The 22007-nt window shown below is 61.7% G+C and carries 17 protein-coding genes and 3 tRNA genes; 4 read left to right on the top strand and 16 right to left on the bottom strand.

From position 1 onward, the window contains the following. Positions 1–2: 2 nt before the first annotated feature. From KGA88_RS16990 to KGA88_RS16980, 3 genes are all read right to left on the bottom strand, one after another. Complete coding sequence (locus KGA88_RS16990) at positions 3–542, bottom strand: (2Fe-2S)-binding protein (RefSeq protein WP_007982256.1); 540 nt, start codon at positions 540–542, stop codon at positions 3–5. Further along, positions 535–3366 carry a xanthine dehydrogenase family protein molybdopterin-binding subunit gene (locus KGA88_RS16985; RefSeq protein WP_223592916.1) on the bottom strand — a complete coding sequence of 944 codons (2832 nt, stop codon included), beginning with the start codon at positions 3364–3366 and terminating at the stop codon, positions 535–537. The genes KGA88_RS16990 and KGA88_RS16985 overlap by 8 nt, the downstream gene beginning before the upstream one ends. A gap of 176 nt (positions 3367–3542) precedes the next feature. After that, entirely contained in the window at positions 3543–4484 is a 942-nt protein-coding gene (locus KGA88_RS16980) for a LysR family transcriptional regulator (protein WP_110656693.1), read from the bottom strand. A gap of 125 nt (positions 4485–4609) precedes the next feature. Between KGA88_RS16980 and KGA88_RS16975 the strand changes: the two genes are divergently transcribed. From KGA88_RS16975 to aldA, 4 genes are read left to right on the top strand one after another with little or no spacing between them, the layout of a single operon-like run. Further along, the gene (locus KGA88_RS16975) at positions 4610–5905 is read left to right on the top strand and encodes an MFS transporter (protein ID WP_110656694.1); all 1296 of its coding nucleotides are present in this window, start codon (positions 4610–4612) and stop codon (positions 5903–5905) included. Positions 5906–5938: 33 nt separating this feature from the next. Then, positions 5939–7123, top strand: a complete 1185-nt coding sequence (gene rhmD / locus KGA88_RS16970; protein WP_008067008.1) for an L-rhamnonate dehydratase — start codon at positions 5939–5941, stop codon at positions 7121–7123. A 14-nt stretch (positions 7124–7137) separates the two neighbouring features. Beyond that, positions 7138–7938, top strand: a complete 801-nt coding sequence (locus tag KGA88_RS16965; protein ID WP_223592914.1) for an aldolase/citrate lyase family protein — start codon at positions 7138–7140, stop codon at positions 7936–7938. A 19-nt stretch (positions 7939–7957) separates the two neighbouring features. Further along, a complete protein-coding gene (aldA, locus tag KGA88_RS16960; RefSeq protein WP_223592911.1) occupies positions 7958–9391 on the top strand; it encodes an aldehyde dehydrogenase in 1434 nt (477 codons plus the stop codon). Positions 9392–9571: 180 nt separating this feature from the next. Here aldA and KGA88_RS16955 read toward each other — a convergent pair. The 13 genes from KGA88_RS16955 to KGA88_RS16895 form a co-directional block, all read right to left on the bottom strand. Continuing rightward, positions 9572–9648, bottom strand: a tRNA-Asp gene (locus KGA88_RS16955). A 94-nt stretch (positions 9649–9742) separates the two neighbouring features. Further along, a tRNA-Asp gene (locus KGA88_RS16950) sits at positions 9743–9819 on the bottom strand. 53 nt (positions 9820–9872) lie between these two features. Then, positions 9873–9948: transfer RNA gene (locus KGA88_RS16945), tRNA-Val, on the bottom strand. 232 nt (positions 9949–10180) lie between these two features. After that, complete coding sequence (locus tag KGA88_RS16940) at positions 10181–10957, bottom strand: SDR family oxidoreductase (protein ID WP_110662772.1); 777 nt, start codon at positions 10955–10957, stop codon at positions 10181–10183. Next, on the bottom strand, positions 10954–12165 hold the full coding sequence (locus tag KGA88_RS16935) for an O-succinylhomoserine sulfhydrylase (RefSeq protein WP_150715390.1): 1212 nt from the start codon (positions 12163–12165) through the stop codon (positions 10954–10956). Before KGA88_RS16935 ends, KGA88_RS16940 begins: the two co-directional genes overlap by 4 nt. Positions 12166–12238: 73 nt before the next feature. After that, complete coding sequence (gene purF, locus KGA88_RS16930) at positions 12239–13744, bottom strand: amidophosphoribosyltransferase (protein WP_095943671.1); 1506 nt, start codon at positions 13742–13744, stop codon at positions 12239–12241. 41 nt (positions 13745–13785) lie between these two features. Next, positions 13786–14346, bottom strand: a complete 561-nt coding sequence (locus KGA88_RS16925; RefSeq protein ID WP_110661803.1) for a CvpA family protein — start codon at positions 14344–14346, stop codon at positions 13786–13788. A gap of 98 nt (positions 14347–14444) precedes the next feature. After that, positions 14445–15098 (bottom strand): SPOR domain-containing protein, encoded by a 654-nt coding sequence (locus KGA88_RS16920; protein WP_223592909.1) that lies wholly within the window; start codon positions 15096–15098, stop codon positions 14445–14447. Next, positions 15082–16389 (bottom strand): bifunctional tetrahydrofolate synthase/dihydrofolate synthase, encoded by a 1308-nt coding sequence (gene folC, locus KGA88_RS16915; RefSeq protein ID WP_223592906.1) that lies wholly within the window; start codon positions 16387–16389, stop codon positions 15082–15084. The genes KGA88_RS16920 and folC overlap by 17 nt, the downstream gene beginning before the upstream one ends. After that, positions 16386–17306 (bottom strand): acetyl-CoA carboxylase, carboxyltransferase subunit beta, encoded by a 921-nt coding sequence (accD, locus tag KGA88_RS16910; RefSeq protein ID WP_110661806.1) that lies wholly within the window; start codon positions 17304–17306, stop codon positions 16386–16388. Before accD ends, folC begins: the two co-directional genes overlap by 4 nt. Positions 17307–17523: 217 nt before the next feature. Further along, the gene (locus KGA88_RS16905) at positions 17524–18150 is read right to left on the bottom strand and encodes a phosphoribosylanthranilate isomerase (RefSeq protein WP_110661807.1); all 627 of its coding nucleotides are present in this window, start codon (positions 18148–18150) and stop codon (positions 17524–17526) included. A gap of 63 nt (positions 18151–18213) precedes the next feature. Beyond that, positions 18214–19038: a tRNA pseudouridine(38-40) synthase TruA gene (gene truA / locus KGA88_RS16900; RefSeq protein WP_223593067.1), complete on the bottom strand. Its 825-nt coding sequence runs from the start codon at positions 19036–19038 to the stop codon at positions 18214–18216. A gap of 281 nt (positions 19039–19319) precedes the next feature. After that, on the bottom strand, positions 19320–21956 hold the full coding sequence (locus KGA88_RS16895) for a FimV/HubP family polar landmark protein (protein WP_223592904.1): 2637 nt from the start codon (positions 21954–21956) through the stop codon (positions 19320–19322). Positions 21957–22007 lie beyond the last annotated feature (51 nt).

Genomic DNA, 22007 nt, shown 5'->3' with positions numbered 1-22007 from the left:
GCTTAACCCTCCTTGACCAGGCCGAGATCGGTCAGCACGTTGCGGGTGGCGCTGTAGTAGCGCACGTACCCGGTGCAACGGCAGATGTGATGACCGAGGCTGTCCTCGATGACTTTTTCCAGCTGGCTCTTGACGATCGGCTGACGCTGCAGCTTTTCCACCAGCACGGTCGCGGCATTGACGAAACCCGGTGCGCAGTAGCTGCACTGGAAGGCGAATTCATCGACGAAGCGCTGCTGGATCGGGTTCAACTCGGTGACCTTGCCCTGCTCGTCGCGGGTCGCATGGCCTTCGATGGTCCGTACTTTCTTGCCTTCGAAATAGTGCGCGCCGGTGATGCAGGTGCGCACTTCTTCGCTGGTGCCGTCGGGGTTGTCGACGATCACCACGCAGGCGTGGCAGATGCCCTGGCCGCAGCCCAGGCGCGAACCGGTGAGGTTCTTGTACTCGTGCAGGTAGTCGATCATCGGCAGGTCATCAGGGATGTCCACCGGGCCGACGGATTGACCGTTGAGGGTCAGTTGAAGCGGACGGTTAGCCATTGAGGGCCTCCTTGATGCGTGCAGAAGTGATAGGCAGGTCGCGGACACGTTTACCGATGGCATGGGCCACGGCGTTGCCGATGGCGCCGACCACCGGGATCATCACCACCTCGGCGATGCCCTTGGACGGGTCGCTTGGCGACAGTGGCGGCAGGATGTCCGCCGTCTGTTTCCACACCGCAACGTGACGCGCCATCGGCAGGCGATAACGATTGAAGTTCCAGTCACCCTCCCCCGGCCCGCCTTCGTACAGCGGCATCTCTTCCATCAGCGCATGACCGATGCCCATGGCGATGCCGCCTTCGAGCTGACCCTTGACCAGTTCTTCCACCAGCACCCGACCGCACTCGACCCACGAGTGGTGGTTGAGCACCGACACTTCGTTCGAACCCTTGTTGACCTTCACTTCCACCAGCGTCGCGACCGGGCTGTAGTAAGTCACCGCCGCGTTGTTCAGCTGGGTCGCCGGGTAGGCGATGCCCTGGCGGTCCAGCAGATGGAAACCGGCGCTGTTCATCTGCGCCTTCTTCGCACTCGGGGCACCGTCGCCATACTTCACGGCCAGGCCGTCGAGCGGCAGACGCTCACGCACGCCGTCGATGCTGAACTCGGCCTCGGCCCAGCTCCAGCGGTTGAAACCGTGCACGGTGGCGCCGCTCACCAGGCCACGCTCGTGAACGCGCTTGGCCAACATGGCAAACGGCAGTGGCTCCATACCGTTGGCGGTGAGCTTGCCGTCGACCCAATGGGCGTCTTCGCGGCGCACCACGTAGGGGTTGGCCTGGCCGCCGTAAGGGCCTTGTCGCCAGATTTCCATGGCCGCCGGCCACAAGCCGTGGTTGAACAGCACACGCGCCGCTTCACGGGTGGCGTGGCTGAAGTAGTACGCCGAGTTGGTGGCCGACGAAGCCGAAGCCACCTTGCCGACCCAGCGCGGATTGCGCAGGAAGTTGTCCTGCTCGGCCTGGCTCATGATGTACGGGTTGCCGCCGCTGACCAGCTGCAACTCTTTCCACTCGGTTTCGCCGGTCTTCACTTCGTGCGCCGGCAGACCGAGGAAATCGGCCACGACCATCGCCTGCGAAGTGGACATGCCAGTGCCGATTTCGATACCGATGTGGCGCAGGCTGATGCGCCCTTCGGCAGTGAATTCAATGCTGGCCATCGGCGCTTCGGAACCGGTGCCGAAGTCTTTCTGGCAGATGGCAAAACCAATGCCGTACCAGTTATCCGGATCGGCGGCTTCGCGTTGCTGCTTGATCGCGGCGCGGTTTTTCCAGGTGTCGTGGACGGCCGCCTTGTCGAGAATCTCGTGCAGGCGCAAGGCACCGGCCGGGATCGCGCCCTGGGTGTTTTTCATGCCCGAGCGCAGTGCGTTCTTGCGGCGCAGTTCGATGGCATCGACACCGAGGCGATCGGCAATTTCGTCGACCATCATCTCGGTCGCGGCCATGCTCTGCAGGGTGCCGTAGCCACGCATCGACCCGGCTTCAACGGCGCGGGAGTGATAGGCCGTGACCTGCAGATCGTTCTGCGGCATGTAGTAGATCGACTGTGCAGCCGTGGCGCCCACCGCAGCCACCGACGGGCTGTAGTTGATTCGCCCGCCGCCGTCGACGCTCATCTCGGAGCGGAAAATCTTGAAGCTGTAGTCGTTCTTGTCCACCGCCAACTGGTAGCGAATGTCGAACGGGTGACGCTTGATGCCGCTCTGGAACTGCTCGTAGCGGTCGTTGGCCAGGCGCACCGGCACACCGGCGCCGTACAACGCCGCCAATGCAGCGTAGTAGACGAAAATGTTGTGGTCTTTCGAGCCGTAACCGACGGTGTAACCCGGGTGCATGTTCAGGTTGGCCAGGCCGAAACGCGACGGCGCGATCATCTTCGCGGTTTCGGTCGCGGCTTCCAGCGGGCACTGAGTGGCGACGACGAAATGCAGGGTCTTGGTCGCCGGGTCGTACCAGCCGTTGCCGTTGTCCGGCTCCAGGGCGGCCGGCTCGATCGACGGGGTCTTGTAGCGCTCGTCGAACACCAGCCAGTTATCCGGTGGCGTATCGATCTGCTGCTTCATGCGGTCGGCGTAGAACAACCCGCGCTCGGTCAGATTGCCGTGCAGGTTCGGTTGGGAGTTCCAAACCGGACGACGGTTTTTCAGCATCGGGAACAGGATCGAGTCCTTGAGGCTGGCGAACTCGTCTTCGTCGGCCGAGGTCGCACCGCCGACGCGCACGTAGCGGAAGCTGCCGTAGGGATCGCCTTCGTAGAACGGCACTTTCTCGCCGTAGCGGATTGCCTTGTCATTGAACTTGAGTTGGTTCTTGGCCTGACGGAAGCGCTCGAAGTCGTTCCAGATCAGGATCGCCACCGGATGACCGATGAACATCGGCACCTTGCCGGCCGGCAGCAGTGGATCCGGGGCGTGCTCCTCAGGGAACACGATACCGTCCTTGACCAGGTCTTCGGCGGTGACGATGCGGTCCGGCTGCAACCCGGCATCGAGCCACGACAGGTCGATGCCGGCAAAAATGTGGTCGGCCTTGATGGTTTTCAGCAGCATGGCGTGGCCTTGCTGCTCTGGCCAGCCCGGCATGTCCTTGGCGCGGATATCGCGGGCAAAGACCTTGCTGCCGCAGACCTTGGACAAGGCATCGTTACGGGCGCGCGCCTTGCCATTGTTGCCGAGCCACTGCTCGGACGGCACGGTCACGCTGTTCTCCATCAAGGCGGCCAGCGCCTGGCTGCTCAATGGCGTGAGCGTCACGCTCACACCCGCTACCAGCCCGCCCTGAAGGAACGAGCGCCGGGATATATCACGGTTGGACATGGATCATCCTCTGGGCGGTTATGGGGTCCGCCCTTCTGGTTATGTTCTGGAAATCTCGAGTCTTGCAGAGGCCCTTTTCGACGATGCAAAGGGCTGTTGTTGACAGTGCAAAGCTGACCGAAAGGTTAAGTTTATAGGCTTATGCCTTTGCGGAAAACTAAAAACTGACCAAGGAATCAAAAAACCGCGACTTTTCGACGCAGCAGATCGATGAACAACCCCAACTCCCGGCTGATGTGCTCGCCCTTGCGCAACAGCAGCCCGAAGGGTGCCATTTGCACATCCAGCTCGACCGGCAGCGCCACCACCAAGCCCATTTTAAGATAGTCGCGCAATGCGGTTTCCGACAGGACCATGATCGCATCGGTCAGTTGAATCAGTTGCTGCATGGAGTACACCGAACTGCACTCGATGATGTCCGCCGGCAACGGCAACGCCAGGCGTTGCAACGCCTGATCCAGACCGATGCGCGCCGGGCTGGTTTCCGGTTGCAGGATCCACGGCCAGTCGTTGACCAACTCGGCCATGTCCAGTTTTTTGCGCCGTGCCAGCGGGTGGCCGGCATGCACCACCACCAGCAGGCGCTCATTGCCCAGTTGCTCGAAGACATAATGCTCACTGTCGGTGGCGGCATTGCGCCGGGCGATGGCGAGGTCGATGCGCCCCTGCTCCAACAACTGGATCACCTGGTCACTGGTGTCGCCCATGATGCGAATCCGCAACTGCGGATTGAGCGACTTGATTTCGGCGATCGAATCCATCACCAGCCCCGGCGCCGCGCCCATGATGGTGCCGATGGACAGATAGCCGTAGCCACCCTGCTGCCGCGCCATCAGGTCCTCGGCGCAGCGGTCGAGGCCACTGATGGCCGCCTCGGCGAAGCGAATCAGTTCCTGGCCCAGCGCCGTCGGGCGCATGCCCCGAGGCAAACGTTCGAACAGGTCGCAACCAAACATGTCTTCAATCTCATGGAGCATGCGGGTTGCCGCCGGTTGCGACATGTTCAGGCTTTGCGAAGCGCGATGCAGGTTCTGGCTGGTGCTGAGCGTCACCAACATGTGCAGATGCTTGTAGCGCAGGCGATTGAGCAAGCTGCGAGAGATGGTCGGCGTGGTCATGGCGGGCCTTTTTTATCGATACCCTGAAGGTATCAGTTGTGAGCTAGATTCGATTTGTAACGCATCGATCAGCGGCCGTACAGTCTTCCCCATAAGAACAAATGCCCTACCAAAGGAAAACTGCGATGAAGACTCTACCCGCGCCTCTGCTCGCCAAAATTTCCTGGCGGCTGCTGCCGTTTCTCCTGCTGATGTACATCATGGCCTTCCTCGACCGCGCCAACGTCGGGTTCGCCAAGCAAGCCTTCCAGGCCGATACCAACATCAGCGACGCCGCCTTTGCCTTCGGCGCCGGCGTGTTCTTCGTCGGTTACGCACTGCTCGAAGTGCCAAGCAACCTGATCCTGCACCGCGTCGGCGCGCGCCTGTGGATGTGCCGCATCATGGTCACCTGGGGCCTGGTCTCCGCCGCCATGGTCTTCGCCCACAGCGAAACCAGCTTCTACGTCCTGCGTTTCCTGCTGGGCGTGGCCGAAGCCGGCTTCTTCCCCGGCGTGATCCTCTACCTCACCTACTGGTTCCCCAGCGCCGTGCGCGGCAAGGCCATGGGTTTCTTCTACTTCGGTGCGCCGCTGGCGTTCATCTTCGGCAGTCCGCTGTCCGGCCTGCTGCTGGAACTGGATGGCTTTGCCGGTTTCCATGGCTGGCAGTGGCTGTTCGCTGTTGAAGGCTTGATGGCCACGGCGGTGGGCATCTGGGCCTACTGGTACCTGGACAATCGCCCGGCCGATGCCAAGTGGCTGACCGTCGAGGAACGCCAGCAAGTACAGAGCCTGCTCGATCAGGAAGACAGCCATAAACAGAACCACGGCCGTAGCCTGCTCAACGTGATTTGCCAACCCTCGGTGCTGTACCTGTGCCTGATTTATCTGCTGATCCAGGCCAGCGTCTACGGTGTGGTGTTTTACCTGCCGACTCAAGTTGGCGGATTGCTCGGCACCAAGGTCGGCTTGATGGTCGGACTGGTCACCGCGATTCCATGGATTTGCGCATTGATCGCCGCCTACCTGATCCCCGGCTACAGCGACCGCACCGGCGAACGTCGCCGCACTGCCTGCCTGACCTTGCTCATGGCCGCCGCCGGGATCGCCTGCTCGGTGACCTTCAGCAACCCGCTGCTAGGGATCATCGCCCTGTGCTTTGCCGCCTCCGGCTTCATCGCCGTGCAACCGGTGTTCTGGACCTTCCCCTCCAGCTACCTCGCCGGCAGCGCCGCCGCAGCCGGGATTGCCCTGATCAACTCGTTCGGCGCCCTCGGCGGCTTCATCGCCCCGGTGCTGAAGAACTGGGCCGAAGGCGCCTTCCATTCCCCGGCAGCAGGCCTGTACGTGCTGTCCGCTACCACCGTCATCGCCGCGTTGCTGGTGCTGGGCATACGCGCGCCCGGCCATAAAGCCTCGAACAAACCGGCCACCGTTTAAACCTGACCGCCGTTTAACAAAAGGAATCACACCATGGGCATTCCAACCATCAAACACGTCCGCGCTTTCACTCTGCGAGGCGGCGGCGCGGATTATCACGACCAAGCCGACGGCCACTGGATCGACGATCACATTGCCACGCCAATGAGCAAATACCCGGAGTACCGCCAGAGTCGCCGCACCTTCGGCATCAACGTGCTCGGCACCCTGGTGGTGGAAATCGAAGCCAGCGACGGCACCGTCGGCTTTGCCGTGACCACGGGCGGCGAGCCTGCCGCCTACATCGTCGAGAAGCACCTTGCGCGCTTCCTCGAAGGTGCTCGTGTCACCGACATCGAAAAAATCTGGGACCAGATGTACCAGTCGACCCTGTATTACGGGCGCAAGGGCATCGTCATCAACACGATTTCCGGCGTCGACCTGGCACTGTGGGACTTGCTCGGCAAGATCCGCCAGGAGCCCGTGCACCAGTTGCTCGGCGGAGCGGTGCGTGACGAATTGCAGTTCTACGCCACCGGCGCCCGCCCGGACCTGGCGCAGAAAATGGGCTTCATCGGCGGCAAGATGCCACTGCACCACGGCCCGGCCGAAGGCGAGGAAGGCCTGCGCAAGAACCTCGAAGAACTGGCGACCATGCGCGAACGCGTCGGCCCGGACTTCTGGCTGATGCTCGATTGCTGGATGAGCCTGGACCTCAACTACGCCACCAAACTGGCGGTCGGCGCCCACGAATACGGTTTGAAGTGGATCGAGGAAGCCCTGCCGCCTGACGATTACTGGGGCTACGCGGCCCTGCGCAACAACGTACCCAAGGGCATGCTGGTGACCACAGGCGAACACGAAGCCACGCGCTGGGGCTTTCGCATGCTGCTGGAGATGGGTTGCTGCGACATCATCCAGCCGGATGTCGGCTGGTGCGGCGGGATCACTGAACTGGTGAAGATCTCCGCCCTGGCCGACGCCCACAACGCGCTGGTCATCCCTCACGGTTCGTCGGTGTACAGCTACCACTTCGTCGCCACCCGGCATAACAGCCCGTTCGCCGAGTTCCTGATGATGGCGCCGAAGGCCGACGAAGTGGTGCCGATGTTCCATCCGCAATTGCTCGGCGAACCGGTGCCGGTCAATGGCCGCATGCGCCTGTCGGCACTCGACCAGCCAGGTTTCGGCGTGACCCTCAACCCGGAATGCCAACTTCACCGGCCGTACAACCGCTGAGAAAGGAATTGGACATGAACATGCCGCAAAACGCGTTTAAAGCCGCGCTGAACTACAGCGAAACCCGGTACGGAATCTGGGCCGGGTTCGCCACCGGCTACGCCGCCGAGATCGTCGCCACCACCGGTTACGACTGGATGCTGATCGATGGCGAGCACGCGCCAAATACAGTGCCCGGCGTACTCGCTCAGTTGCAGGCCGTGGCGCCTTACTCGACCGCGCCGGTGGTGCGCGCGGTGAATGGTGACGCCAACCTGATCAAGCAATTGCTGGATATCGGCGCGCAGACGCTGATGATCCCGATGGTCGAAACCGCCGAGCAGGCACAGGCACTGGTGCGCGCCATGCGCTACCCGCCCCACGGCATTCGCGGAGTCGGCGGTGGACTGACCCGTGCCACCCGCTGGGACGGCGTGCCGGACTATCTCAATACCGCTCACGAACAACTGTGCCTGATCGTGCAGGTGGAATCGCGCACCGGCGTGGAAAACGTCGCAGCGATCGCCGCCGTCGAGGGCGTTGATGCGGTGTTTATCGGGCCGGCGGATTTGTCGATCGGCCTGGGCCATGCCGGCAACCCCGGCCACCCGCAAGTCCAGGAGCGGATTCAACATGCCGTGAACGCCACGCTGGCGGCGGGCAAGGCCTGCGGGATTCTCGCCCCCAACGAAGAAGACGCACGCCGCTACCAGCGCTGGGGCTGCCAGTTCATTGCGGTGGCCATCGACATCAGCTTGCTACGCCAAGGCGCCATGGCCACCCTCGCCCGCTATCGCGAACCCGCCAGCGCTCAAGCACCGTCACGCACTTACTGATCTGCCAAGGAGTCGCACCATGCCGTCCGTGCCTGTTTACGAAAACTTCATCAACGGCCAGTTCGTGGCCAGCACTGCCCACCTCGATGTGATCAACCCGGCCACCGGAGCCGTGCTGTCGAAAGTCCCGGCTTCGACCGCCGAAGACGTCGACCGCGCACTCGCTGCCGCCCGCTCCGCGCAAAAGGACTGGGCACGCAAACCGGCGAACGAGCGCGCCGGTTACTTGCGCCGCATTGCGGCCAAGCTGCGGGAAAACGTTGCGCACCTCGCGCGCACCATCACCCTGGAACAAGGCAAGATCAGTGGCCTGGCGGAAGTCGAGGTGAACTTCACCGCCGACTACCTGGACTACATGGCCGAATGGGCCCGGCGCATCGAAGGCGAAATCATCACCAGCGACCGCCAGAACGAAAACATCTTCCTGTTCCGCAAACCGTTGGGCGTGGTGGCCGGGATCCTGCCGTGGAATTTCCCCTTCTTCCTGATCGCCCGCAAGATGGCCCCGGCCCTGCTGACCGGCAACACCATCGTCATCAAGCCCAGCGAAGAAACCCCGAACAATTGTTTCGAATTCGCCCGACTGGTGGCCGAAACCGACTTGCCGGCCGGCGTATTCAACGTGGTTTGCGGTGACGGTCGAGTGGGCTCGGCACTGAGCGCGCACAAAGGTGTGGACATGATCAGCTTCACCGGCAGCGTCGACACTGGCTCGCGGATCATGGCCGCTGCCGCGCCAAACATCACCAAGCTCAATTTGGAGCTGGGCGGCAAGGCGCCGGCCATTGTGCTGGCGGATGCAGACCTCGACCTTGCGGTGAGGGCGATCCGCGATTCGCGGATCATCAACAGCGGGCAGGTGTGCAACTGCGCCGAGCGGGTGTACGTCGAGCGCAAGGTGGCGGATCAATTTATCGAGCGCATCGCCGCGGCCCTGAGCGCGACCCGCTACGGCGATCCGATTGCGCAGCCTGATGTCGAAATGGGTCCGCTGATCAATCGCCAGGGCCTGGACAGCGTCAACCGCAAGGTCCGCAACGCGTTGAGCCAGGGCGCCAGCCTGATCAGCGGTGGACAGATTGCCGACCTGCCCTATGGCTTCCATTTCCAGCCCACCGTATTGGCCGGTTGCCGTGCCGACATGGAGATCATGCGCGAAGAAATTTTCGGTCCGGTGTTGCCGATCCAGATCGTCGATGACCTGGACGAAGCCATCGCCATGGCCAACGACTGCGAATATGGCCTGACTTCGTCGATCTACACCCGCGACCTAAGCAAAACCATGCAGGCGATGCGTGAGCTGGATTTTGGCGAAACCTACGTCAATCGCGAAAATTTCGAAGCGATGCAGGGTTTCCATGCCGGTGTGCGCAAATCGGGGATTGGTGGTGCGGATGGTAAGCATGGGTTGTATGAGTACACCCATACTCATGCGGTGTATTTGCAAGGCTGATTGCCAGATACCAACAACTGTGCAGGAGCGCGCTTGCTCGCTCCTGCAGAATGGGTCGCAAAAACTTAAATCGCACAAACAAAAAACCCCGGTCTTTCGACCAGGGTCTTTGCTATCGACTCGAAGTAACCAGCGGTTTCTTCGTAGCTCCAAGGCGTTCAGTGGGCCTCGGGGCAGATATGGCGCAGCGGACGGGACTCGAACCCGCGACCCCCGGCGTGACAGGCCGGTATTCTAACCGACTGAACTACCGCTGCGTATCGCTTTGGACTTTCGTCCAAGTAACTCGTGTGATTGAAAGCTTCGGTGCTTTTCAATCGCGAACCAGATCGAAATCTGCTTCGTAAATAATGGCGCAGCGGACGGGACTCGAACCCGCGACCCCCGGCGTGACAGGCCGGTATTCTAACCGACTGAACTACCGCTGCGCGTCGGTGGAGGCATTTCAGCCTACCTCTTGCTTTCGCAAGTATCTCGGAAGTGGTGGGTGATGACGGGATCGAACCGCCGACATTCTGCTTGTAAGGCAGACGCTCTCCCAGCTGAGCTAATCACCCGCTTGCATCTCCGAGGCCGCGAAATTTACGCAGGTAGCGAACCTAAGTCAATAGCAGGATTGAAGTTTTTCTGAAAAAGACAAAATCAAGTCAATCGCAACAGCATCAGCAACAGTCAAACCGCTTTCGCGAGCAAGCCCGCTCCCACAGTGGATCGCATTTCAATGTGGGAGCGGGCTTGCTCGCGAAGACGGCGGTGCATTCAACATCAATGCCTGAGGAAAGAACCGATCTACTCGCTGTAAATCATCTTCTTGGTCATGCCGCCGTCGACCACGAATTCCTGGCCAGTGACAAATCCGGCATTCCTCGACAGCAGCCAGGCCACCATCGCCGCCACATCCTCGACCGTCCCTACCCTGCCCGCCGGATGCTGGGCATGATCGGCTTCGGTCAATGGTTCGGCACGCCGCACCGAGGGGTCGCGGGCGTCGATCCAGCCAGGGCTGACCGCGTTGACCCGGATCTCCGGGCCAAGGCTGATGGCCAATGCGTGAGTCAGGGCCAACAAACCGCCCTTGCTCGCCGCATAGGCCTCGGTGTCGGGCTCCGACTGCCCGGCCCGGGTCGAGGCCAGGTTGACGATGGCACCGCTGTGAGCGCGCAGGTACGGCGCACAGTGTTTGGCCAGCAACATCGGCCCACTGAGGTTCACCGCCAACACCCGATTCCAGTGCGCCAGATCCAGGCTTTCCAGGGTGATGTTGTGCGGGTCGGCCACCGCGGCATTGCAGACCAGCGCATCCAGGCGCCCGAACTGGCCGAGCACCTCGGCCACGCCCAGCGCGACCTGCCCTTCATTCGAGACATCCATGGCGATGAACCAGGCGCTATCGCCCAGCACTTTCGCCACTTTCGAACCGCGCTCCCGATCCAGGTCCGTCAGCACGACTTGCCAGCCTTCGCTGATCAGCCAGGCCGAGATCCCCAGGCCGATACCGCGCGCAGCACCGGTCACCAGGGCTACACGGCCATTCGAACCGGTGGCCGGCACCGACAACTCGATCACAACGCAGCCAGACCGCGCGCCAGATCGGCTTGCAGGTCCGCCACGTCTTCCAGGCCAACCGCAACGCGGATCAGGCTGTCGCGAATGCCCGCCGCTTCACGCTCTTGCGGTGCCAAACGACCATGGGACGTGGTGCTCGGATGGGTGATGGTGGTTTTGCTGTCACCCAGGTTGGCGGTGATCGAAATCAGCCGCGTGGCATCGATAAAGCGCCAGGCGCCCTCTTTACCACCCTTCACTTCAAAACTGACGACCGCACCGAAGCCCTTCTGCTGGCGCAGTGCCAGTTCGTGCTGCGGATGGCTCTTGAGGCCAGCGTAATGGACTTTCTCGATACCGTCCTGCTGCTCCAGCCACTCGGCCAGTTGCTGGGCGTTGGCGCAATGCGCCTTCATCCGCAGGTTCAGGGTTTCCAGGCCCTTGAGGAAGATCCAGGCGTTGAACGGGCTCAGGGTCGGCCCTGCGGTACGCAGGAAACCCACCACTTCTTTCATCTGCTCGCTGCGACCGGCGACCACGCCGCCCATGCAACGACCCTGGCCGTCGATGAACTTGGTGGCCGAGTGCACGACGATGTCCGCACCCATTTTCAGCGGTTGTTGCAATGCCGGGGTGCAGAAGCAGTTGTCGACCACCAGCATCGCGCCTTTGGCGTGAGCGATTTTCGCCAGTTCGGCGATGTCGACCAGCTCAGCCAGCGGGTTGGACGGCGACTCGACGAACAGCAGCTTGGTGTTGGCCTTGATCGCCGCGTCCCAGCCGGACAAATCCGCCAGGGCCACGTAATCGACCTCAATGCCGAAACGCTTGAAGTACTTCTCGAACAGGCTGATGGTCGAGCCGAACACGCTGCGCGACACCAATACGTGATCGCCAGCACTGCACAGGCTCATCACCACGGCCATGATGGCCGCCATGCCGGTTGCGGTGGCCACGGCTTGCTCGGCGCTTTCCAGCGCGGCAATGCGCTCTTCGAAGGCGCGCACGGTCGGGTTGGTGTAGCGCGAGTAAACGTTGCCCGGTACTTCCCCGGCAAAACGCGCGGCGGCGTCGGCAGCGGTGCGGAATACATAGCTGGAAGTGAAGAACATCGGATCACCGTGTTCGCCTTCCGGCGTACGGTGCTGACCGGCACGTACGGCCAGGGTATCGAACGCTACGCCTTCGAGGTCGCTGTCCAACCGACCGGCATCCCAATCCTGACTCATGCTGTCACTCCTTTCCCTATTCTCGTAAATTAAAAGCCGGATACAAAACCGGCCCCTCAGGGCCGGTAATTACTCAGTTGTTGTACAGGTCGATGATCGCACTGACTGCCTGCGTCTTGACCTTGGAGGCATCGTTGCGTGCCTGTTCGATCTTGTTCAGGTAAGCCTCGTCGACGTCGCCGGTGACGTACTGGCCGTCGAACACCGCGCAATCGAACTTGTCGATCTTGATCTTGCCGCCACCGACCGCTTCGATCAAGTCAGGCAGATCCTGATAGATCAGCCAGTCGGCACCGATCAGGTCAGCCACGTCCTGGGTCGAACGGTTGTGGGCGATCAGTTCGTGAGCGCTCGGCATGTCGATGCCGTAGACGTTCGGGTAGCGAACCGCTGGCGCCGCGGAGCAGAAGTAGACGTTCTTGGCACCGGCTTCGCGGGCCATCTGGATGATCTGCTTGCACGTGGTACCGCGAACGATGGAGTCATCCACCAGCATCACGTTCTTGCCGCGGAATTCCAGCTCGATGGCGTTGAGTTTCTGCCGTACGGATTTTTTCCGCGCGGCCTGGCCCGGCATGATGAAGGTCCGGCCGATGTAGCGGTTCTTCACGAAGCCTTCGCGGAACTTCACGCCCAGGTGGTTCGCCAGTTCCAGCGCGGCGGTGCGGCTGGTGTCCGGAATCGGGATGACCACGTCGATGTCGTGATCCGGACGCTCGCGCTGGATCTTCTCGGCCAGTTTCTCACCCATGCGCAGGCGGGCCTTGTAGACCGATACGCCGTCGATGATCGAATCCGGACGCGCCAGGTAGACGTGTTCGAAGATGCACGGGGTCAGGGACGGGTTGGTCGCGCACTGACGTGTGTACAGCTTGCCCTCTTCAGTGATGTAGACCGCTTCGCCTGGCGCCAGGTCGCGAATCAGGGTGAAGCCGAGCACGTCCAGGGAAACGCTTTCCGAGGCGATCATGTACTCGACGCCTTCATCGGTGTGACGCTGGCCGAACACGATCGGGCGGATGCCGTGCGGGTCGCGGAAACCGACGATGCCGTAGCCGGTGATCATCGCCACGACGGCGTAGCCACCGACGCAACGGTTGTGCACGTCGGTGACCGCGGCAAACACATCTTCCTCGGTCGGCTGCAACTTGCCGCGCTGGGCCAGTTCGTGGGCGAACACGTTGAGCAGCACTTCCGAATCGGAGCTGGTGTTGACGTGGCGCAGGTCAGATTCGTAAATCTCCTTGGCCAGCTGTTCAACGTTGGTCAGGTTACCGTTGTGCGCCAGGGTGATGCCGTAAGGCGAGTTGACGTAAAACGGTTGAGCTTCGGCCGAGGTCGAGCTGCCCGCGGTCGGATAACGCACATGGCCGATGCCCATGTGACCGACCAGGCGCTGCATGTGACGCTGCTGGAACACGTCACGCACCAGGCCGTTGTCCTTGCGCAGGAATAACCGGCCATCATGACTGGTCACGATACCGGCAGCGTCCTGGCCGCGGTGCTGGAGGACGGTTAGCGCGTCATACAGCGCCTGATTGACGTTCGACTTACCGACGATACCGACGATGCCACACATGCGACGCAACCCCTACTTAATGGATCTGAACTGAGCACCACTCACTGAGGCGTTTTGGCCGTCGGCAAGAGTTGCTCCTTGAACGGAATATCAGCGGGTACGCTGATTCCGCTGGCAAGCCACTGACTGCTCCACCCGAGGATCAGGTTTTTGGACCAGTCGGCGACCAATAGAAATTTTGGCACGAGCTGTGACTCTTTCCACCACCCGTCCTGCTGTACCGGCCCCAGGCTCAACAGCCCGACGGCAATGACCACCAGCAACCCGCCACGCGCGGCGCCGAAGGCCATGCCGAGGAATCGGTCGGTCCCGGAGAGCCCGGTGACGCGAACCAGTTCGCCGATAAGATAATTGATCATGGCGCCTACGATTAAAGTGGCGACAAACATGATGGCACAGCCCGTGATTATACGGGCTGATGGCGTTTGAATGTACCCACCGAGGTACTCGGACAGTGAACCACCGAACATCCAGGCAACGACCCCTGCGATGATCCAGGTCAGCAGCGACAGTGCTTCTGTGACGAAGCCGCGGCTCAGACTGATCAATGCGGAGATGGCGACGATTGCTACGATCGCCCAGTCAACCCAGGTAAATGGCACAGTGCAGCCTACAGACGGATAAGGCGGCGCATTTTAGCAGAGCCCATGCTTATCGGTAAGCTGCGATTGTCAGTGCATTGCATATCGGGGCGATAGTTTTAGCCACGCTCCGGTTGAAAGCGCACGACAAAGCCCTTGAGGTTCTGCTGGCGGTTCAGCAAGTCACGCAGCCGGTCGGCTTCGGCGCGCTCGATCAGCGGCCCGACAAACACCCGGTTTTTGCCGTCGGCGGTACGGATGTAGGCGTTGTAACCCTGGCTGCGCAGGGTTTTCTGAAGTTTTTCCGCGCTTTCACGATTCGCCAGGCTGGCCAGTTGCACCGACCAGCTGACAGACAGGCCATTGGCGTCGACACGGCTTTGCGTGGTGTCCGGCTTGCCCGGTGCCGCGGTGATCGGCTGGGCAGGCGCTGTTGCAGGTTTGGCCGCCAGAGCCGGGACCGGCGCGGGTGCAGGCGGTTTGGCTGCTGGCACTGCAGCCACCGGCGCAGCTGGCACCGCCGATTCCTGCTGGGCGATTTCGTCATCGCTCGGCACGGGTTCCTGAGGCAAGGCTTGTGGCTCGGGCACCACCACGGGCTCGACCTGCACCTGGGGCATCGCAGGCGCCTGCGGAGCCGAAGGCGCTTCGACCGTCACCTGGCGCTGTTCGTCCTGGCGGGAAAACAGCATCGGCAGAAAAATCACCGCCAGCGCGACCAACACCAGGGCGCCAACCATGCGCTGTTTGTATGCCTTATCCAGCAATGCCATTTGCCGCGTCCTCCGTGGAGCGCCGGGCCAGCCATTCAAGGGCCTCGGCGACACAATAAAATGATCCGAACAACAGGATTTCGTCGTCGCTCGTAGCCTGTGCGCACTGCCCTTCCAGGGCAGCCGCCACACTTTCGTATGACGTGACCGAAGCACCAAGACCTTGCAACACATCGTGCAGGTCCGTAACCGGACGCGCCCGAGGCGAATCCAGTGGTGCGACAGCCCAGTGCTGGACACTAGCATTCAATTCGCCGACAACACCATCCAGATCCTTGTCCGCCAACAGCCCGAACACCGCCAGACGCTTGCCGACCGGTGGGCGGCTGGCCAGGCGACGGGCCAGGTACTCCGCCGCATGTGGGTTATGCCCCACATCCAGCAATAAATTCAAACGCTTGCCTTGCCACTCGATCTCGCGACGATCCAGGCGACCGACCACCTTCGTAGCCCGCAGCGCTTCGATAATCTGCGCATCCACCCAAGTCAGCCCGAGCAGCAGGTAAGCCTGCAACGCCAGCGCTGCGTTTTCCATCGGCAGATCAAGCAGCGGCAGGTCGCGCAACTCGACCACACGCCCTTGCGCATCGACACCGCGCCACTGCCAGTGGTGATCAGTCACACCAAGGTCAAAATCGCGCCCACGCAGGAAAAACGGGCAATTGAGCTCGCGCGCCTTGTCCAGCAGGGGTTGTGGAGGATTCAGATCGCCGCAGAGCGCCGGAGCGCCCTGACGGAAAATACCGGCCTTCTCGAAAGCCACGGACTCTCGGGTATCACCCAGGTAATCCGCATGGTCGACGCCAATACTGGTGACCAGCGCCATGTCGGCATCCACCACATTGACCGTATCCAGGCGACCGCCCAGACCGACTTCCAGCACCACCGCATCGAGGCCCGAGCGCTGGAACAGCCAGAATGCCGCCAGGGTGCCCATTTCGAAGTACGTGAGGGAAGTATCGCCGCGCCCGGCCTCTACCGCGGCAAAGGCCTCGCACAGCTCGGCATCCGTGGCTTCGACGCCATTGACCGTTACCCGCTCGTTGTAACGCAGCAGGTGCGGGGAGTTGTAAACCCCGACTTTCAAGCCCTGGGCCCGCAGCAAGGACGCCACGAACGCACAGGTGGAACCCTTGCCGTTGGTCCCGGTGACCGTAATCACCCGAGGCGCCGGCTTGCCCAGTCCCATGCGGGACGCTACCTGCTGCGACCGCTCCAGCCCCATGTCGATGGCTGAAGGGTGCAACTGCTCAAGGTAGGCGAGCCATTCGCCAAGGGTACGTTGGATCATAGGCTGGCAGGTACCGGTGGAACCACGATCGGCTCGATGGGTGCAGCCACGAACTTCGGCGTCGGCAGACCCATCATTTGCGCCAGCAGGTTGCCCAGGCGCGGACGCAGCTCCTGACGGTCGATGATCAGGTCGATAGCACCGTGCTCCAGCAGGAACTCGCTGCGCTGGAAGCCTTCCGGCAGTTTTTCGCGCACGGTTTGCTCGATCACACGCGGACCGGCAAAACCGATCAACGCCTTCGGCTCGCCGACAATCACGTCGCCCAGCATCGCCAGACTGGCGGAAACGCCGCCGTAGACCGGGTCGGTCAGCACGGAGATGAACGGGATGCCCTCTTCACGCAGGCGCGCCAGCACCGCGGAAGTCTTGGCCATCTGCATCAGGGAGATCAGCGCTTCCTGCATCCGCGCACCACCGGAGGCGGAGAAGCAGACCATCGGGCAACGTTTTTCCAGGGCGTAGTTGGCGGCGCGAACAAAGCGCTCACCGACGATCGCACCCATCGAACCACCCATGAAGGAGAATTCGAACGCCGACACCACGATCGGCATGCCCAGCAAAGTACCGCTCATGGAAACCAGCGCGTCTTTCTCACCGGTCTGCTTTTGTGCAGCGGTCAGGCGATCCTTGTACTTCTTGCCGTCGCGGAACTTCAGACGGTCGACCGGCTCCAGGTCTGCACCCAGTTCGGTACGGCCTTCAACGTCGAGGAAGATGTCGATGCGGGCGCGAGCGCCGATACGCATGTGATGGTTGCACTTGGGGCAAACGTCCAGGGTCTTTTCCAACTCCGGACGATACAGCACAGCCTCGCAAGACGGGCATTTGTGCCAAAGACCTTCAGGCACCGAGCTCTTCTTGACCTCGGAACGCATGATCGAAGGGATCAGTTTGTCTACTAACCAGTTGCTCATGCTTTCTTTCTCCAGTACCGGCGGCCCGAACGCTCTGGTTCGCAGCCCCGTGTATGCCCTAGCGCTAAATTCATGTGTGCGGCGACGGTCGATGGACTGCCACGGTCAGCGCGAAACATGACCTGCGTGCAACCACAAACCCCCGGATCTGCCTGCAGTGTGCAGTGCATCCGCTTTGTACAGTGCAGTGGACGGCGGCAGTCTGCCAGCCGTCACATCAACAGGTGCTACCGCGTACCGCTTTGATAAATGCCTGAATCTTTGCGTGATCCTTGATGCCCTTGCTCGCCTCTACCCCGCCGCTGACATCCACGGCATAAGGCCGAACGCGCGCAACCGCTTCGGCGACGTTATCCGGTGTCAGACCGCCGGCCAGAATGATCGGCTTGCTCAAGCCTTGCGGTATCAATGACCAGTCAAAGGCCTCACCGGTTCCTCCGGGAACGCCTTCGACATAGGTATCAAGCAAGATTCCGCTGGCACTTGCATAGGCATCACAGGCCGCGGCGATATCATCACCCGCCTTGACCCGCAGCGCCTTGATGTACGGGCGGTGCCAACTTTCACAATCCGCCGCGCTTTCATCGCCGTGAAATTGCAGCAGGTCCAGGGGCACCGCATCGAGCAGTTCACCCAATTCGCAGCGGCTGGCGTTGACGAACAGGCCCACGGTGGTCACGAACGGCGGCAGCGCCTTGATGATCGAGCGCGCCTGCTGGAACGTCACCGCACGGGGGCTTTTGGCGTAGAACACAAATCCGATGGCATCCGCCCCGGCCTCGACGGCTGCCAACGCATCTTCTATGCGGGTAATCCCACAGATCTTGCTGCGAACGGCTGACATGTCGACACAACTCCAAGACAAATCCGGGGAAGTCCCGGATGGTAACAAAAGCATTCGAGGGCGTCAGCCGCCAAGTTCCGAGAAGCCGGTCAGGAAGTGTGGACCGATGTAACGCTCGGGCAATTCGAACTCGTCACGGTACTCGACCTGCACCAGATACAGACCGAACGGATGCGCCGTCACGCCACCGGTGCGGCGAATGCGGCTCTCCAGCACCTCTTTCATCCACTCCACGGGACGCTCACCGGCGCCAATGGTCATCAGCACGCCGGCAATGTTGCGCACCATGTGATGCAGGAAGGCGCTGGCGCGAATATCCAGCACGATCATCTTGCCGTGGCGGGTGACGCGCAGGTGGTGCAGTTCCTTGATCGGCGACTTGGCCTGGCACTGGCCGGCGCGGAATGCGCTGAAATCATGGGTGCCGAGCAGATACCGGGCGGCCTCGGCCATGCGCTCGACGTCCAGCGGACGGTGGTTCCAGGTCACTTCTTCGTTCAGGTGCGCCGGGCGGATCTGATCGTTGTAGATCACGTAGCGATAACGCCGGGCAATGGCCTTGAACCGCGCATGGAAATGCCCTGGCATGACTTTGGCCCAGCTGACGCTGACGTCGTGGGGCAAGTTGATGTTGGCGCCCATGGTCCAGGCCTTCATCGAGCGCTCGACCTGGGTGTCGAAATGCACCACCTGTCCGCAGGCATGCACCCCGGCGTCGGTACGCCCGGCGCACATCAGAGAAACGGGTGAGTCGGCGACTTTGGACAAGGCGTTTTCGAGGGTTTCCTGCACGGTGAGGACCCCGGACGCCTGGCGCTGCCAGCCGCGATAGCGCGAGCCTTTGTATTCGACGCCCAGCGCGATCCGGAAAAAGCCGTCGGCTGCCATTTCGGCGGCCGGGTTATCTATATTTGCCAAGGAGGGACAGCCTGCTGATGTACCAAAGGCGGGCATTATAAGGCCGCCGGGCGGGGATGCCAGAGGGATCTCCATTGACTGTTCCGGCCTCATCGCGGGCGAGCCCGCTCCTACGGTGATTTATGTCGCCCACATAACCTGTAGGAGCGGGCTTGCCCGCGATAGCAATTTCGCAGACACCAACGCATCACCGGCCAAACAAAAACGGCAGCCTCAATGGGCTGCCGCTTTTTTTACAACCTACCGATCACTCAACCCAGGCGCGAAAGCATTTCCCGGGCTTCGCTCTTCTGCTCGGCATTACCTTCACTCACGACCTCATTGAGGATGTCGCGGGCACCATCGCTGTCGCCCATGTCGATATAGGCCTGAGCCAGGTCGAGCTTGGTGGCGGCCTCGTCAGTCCCCGAGAGGAAGTCGAAGTCATCATCGCCATCGAGGGCGGCGTCAGCCTCGGTAAAGGTCGGCTCACCGATGCTGTTGGACAAGCTTTCCAGCTCGGCGTTGACATCATCCAGCTCTGCCGCGAACGTGTCCGACACATCCGGCGTGTGCATTTCCTCGGCCAGCGACAAATCGAAATCGGCTGGCAACTCCAGATCATCCAGCGCAACCTCGGGAACGGCCGGGGCTTCAGCGACCGGAAAATCCTTCACACCCTCATCCAGATCCAGCAGGAAATCGTCTTCAGCCAGTATCGCCGGCGACGGCTCTGCACCAAGATCCAGATCCAGATCGAAGTCCGACAGATCGTCGAGGTTTTCCTTGATTTCAGTCTGTTGCTGCAACACCGAGCCGAAACTCAGATCGTCATCCAGCGGGAACTCGTCCAGATCCGCCAGCGCTGTCACTTCGGGCTCCGGTGCTGGCGCAGGCGTCACAGGCGTAATCGCATCCAGATCATCCAGGCTCAGGTCGAAGGCGCTGTCGAGGTCGTCTTCGAACGGTGCTGGTTCTGGTGCCGGCGCCGGTGCTGGCGGCTCGTCAAGCAGCAGATCCTTGACGTATTGCGCGTCCAGCTCGGCAGCAGCGGCGGCTGCGGCGATGCCACCAGCAGCCACCAGCGCCATGGCCGGGAAGCGGCTCTTGAGTTTTTCAACCTGGGCGTAGTTGTCGCCATTGGCCACCAACTTACGCTCCTGACCGACGAACGCATCGCGATCGCCTTGCTGGCCGTAGACTTCCATCAGCTTCAGGCGCAAGTCGCTGCGCTGCGGCTCTCGCTTGACGCCGTCTTCGAGCAACGCGGCAGCCTGGTTCAAACGACCGGCATCGATGTGCGACTGAGCCTGGCCCAGCACGTCGTCGGAACGCTCGGCAGCCGGCGCCACCAATGGCGCGGCAATCGGCGTGGTCATCACCACCGGAGCAATGACCGGCGCCGGTGCGGGGGCTGGCGCTGGTGCCATTGCCGGTGCTGTCGCCAGCTTCACGCTCGGTGCCGGGACTTCCAGGCCTTCGAAACTGCTTTCCGGCAGGTCGAGATCCGTCGAGAACGGCTGCTCTTCAGCCAGGGCACGCGCCATGCGCAGATGCTTCTCGGCTTCTTGCTGGGCCTTGCGACGACGCGCCAGCAACAGCAGCAGGAGCAGCAGAATCACCGCGCCGCCACCCACCAGGCCCAGCAGTACCGGATTGGTCAGCAACTCATTGAATTTCCGATCGTCGGATGCCGCAGGTGTCGCCTCGACGGGTTTCTCGGCCGGTGCCGGAGTTGCCTCGGGCGCTGGCGCCATCGCTGCAGCGTCTGCCGGGGCAGGCGCTGCAGGGTTGGGTGTCAGCTCGGCCGACATTGCTGGCGTTGCCGCAGCCGCTGGTGCGCCATTTGCGCCCTCGGTTTGCAACTTGGCCAGTTGATTGTTCTTCAGTTCGATCAGGCGCTGCAGCTTGTCCATCTGGCTTTGCAGATCGGCCACGCGGCTTTTCAGTTCAGCGTTATCTCGACGACTGGTATCGAGACTCTCCTGGGTCACCGCCAGCTTGTTGCTGAGGGCCTTGGCATCGCCGGCAACCCCTTTGCCACGGTTCTTGCCGGATTCGGCAGACACCAGGCTCAGCTTGTCGCTGGTCGCTTGAGTCGGAGCGGCATCGGTACGAGCGCGATTGGTCGCGTCGAGTTGTTGCTGCCCTGCCCCGGGTTTCGCCACATACCGGCGACCCTGACGCCAGGCCTTGTTCTGTGCGGCCACTTCGGCAATGGCCTTGGGTTGCGGCAGGCCGGTGCTCTGCACCTGGTCCGGCATGCGCAACACCTGGCCGGTTTTCAGGCGGTTGATGTTGCCGTCAATGAAGGCGTCCGGGTTCAGCGCCTGGATGGCGAGCATGGTTTGCTGGATCGAACCGCCATTACGCGCCTTCGCGGCGATTTCCCACAGGGTATCGCGCGGCGTGGTGGTGTACTGGGACGGCTTGGTCGCACCGGTAACCGGCGCAGCGACGGTCGAATTCGGTGCGGGCTGCGCGGCCGCCTCGGCGGTTTGCGAGGAGAATTTCGATGGATCGAGCAGCACACTGTAGTCGCGCAGCAAACGGCCATTGGGCCACATGACCTGAACCAGGAACTTCACCATGGGTTCGGAGAGTGGCTTGCTGGAGGTCACGCGCAGGATGCTTTTGCCGCTGGCGTTCAGCACCGGGGTGAAGGTCAAGTCATTGAGAAACGCCTGGCGGTCGACACCGGCCTTGGCGAAATCTTCCGGCGAAGCCAGGCTCGGTACCAGTTCGGCAGCCGTGAGATCCTTGACATCGAGCAGCTCGATTTCCGCCACCAACGGCTGGTTGAGCGTCGATTTCAGGGTCAACTCCCCGAGCCCGAGGGCATGCGCCATACCGGAGGACAGCGCCGAGGCGGCCGCTATTGCTAACACCAGTTTGCGAACTTGAACCATTAGCTCATCCTTAGTTTGAACATTCCTCGGCCAGCGAGAAGGTATTGATAG

It is taken from the genome of Pseudomonas sp. A-R-19 (assembly GCF_019956575.1).
Taxonomy (GTDB): Bacteria; Pseudomonadota; Gammaproteobacteria; order Pseudomonadales; family Pseudomonadaceae; genus Aquipseudomonas.
This window is presented reverse-complemented; position numbering and strand designations above follow the sequence as displayed.